Source organism: Hymenobacter agri, assembly GCF_054778495.1.
The window spans coordinates 1-1004 of record NZ_BAAGZM010001014.1 but is presented as its reverse complement, the minus strand read 5'-3'; the positions used below and the strand labels follow the sequence as shown (position 1 = coordinate 1004).

The window sequence follows — 1004 nt, the reverse complement described above, 5'->3', positions numbered from 1 at the left end:
GGTGGGCACGGTGCCGGTGGCCGGGTCGGCGGTGCGGTGCATGTCTTGCAGCAGGGCCAGGTCGGGGCGGTCGGGGCGGGGGCGGTCGGCGTCATTTTCTTCGTCCTCGCCTTCCAACTCAGCCCACCAACCAGCGGCAGGCCGGTCGGCAGTCGGCAATGCCAGCCGAAAGCTCCCCGTAAATGCCAGGCCCATTAACCCAACGGCTACTGCCTGGCGCACCCCATAAGTTGAGAAGAAGTTCATCATACGTACATCTAAAAGTCCAAATGGTTAAAGAATCAACTTCAAACATACCGTTTTTTCCAAAATATCTGCCCGTCTTTTCCAAATGGATTAATTTTTTAATTTTTCATTGATTCAAGCCGTTATTTTCCCCACCCTTCAATTATTGTTTTTACCGGAATAATTATTAATATAAAACATGATTTTTACTATACAAAATAACCTATTAATAGAAAGTGACCATCCCGCCGAGTGCGCACGCGGGTGCCCGAACAAAGAATTGCATGCGATGGGCCGGGGCGTAGCCGCTACCCTATCACCGCCACGTAGCGCCGGTCGGCAAAGTCGCGCAGGCGCTGAAAAGCGCGGTCGACCTCTTCGGCGCCCTCGGTTTGCAGGTTGCCGTAGATGACGCGGTCGGTGGTGCTCAGGGCCTGGCGCACGTCGGCATCGTTCTCGAAGTAGGCCACGATTTCGCGGGTCGTGAGCGAGTGGAGGGCGCTGTTTTCGAGGCCGGCGAGGTAGTTTTTCCAGAGCACCACGGCGCGCTCCACGTTGGTAGCCGAGCGTGACAGTTCAAACCGCTCGACGTGCCGCGCAAACTGGGCTAGGAAGTAGCCGTGGTTTTTACGCTGCTTGTAGGCCCGATAGCGCCGCACCAGCCGCCCCCGAAACAGAGCGGCGCCGCCCGCCAGCAGCAACAGCCCCGCCCCCAGCCCGGCCAGCCAATACGGGTAGTTGAATGCCGGCGGCACGGCTTCCAGCGCCAGCTGCTGGCG

General features: G+C 58.1%; 2 protein-coding genes. Both read right to left on the bottom strand.

Annotated elements, in window-relative coordinates:
- On the bottom strand, positions 1–195 hold a 195-nt coding region (locus tag ACYVDE_RS24120; RefSeq protein ID WP_460504062.1), incomplete at its 3' end, for a hypothetical protein.
- A 338-nt stretch (positions 196–533) separates the two neighbouring features.
- Positions 534–1004 (bottom strand): hypothetical protein (locus tag ACYVDE_RS24115; RefSeq protein ID WP_460504061.1); only part of this gene is annotated, 471 nt, incomplete at its 5' end.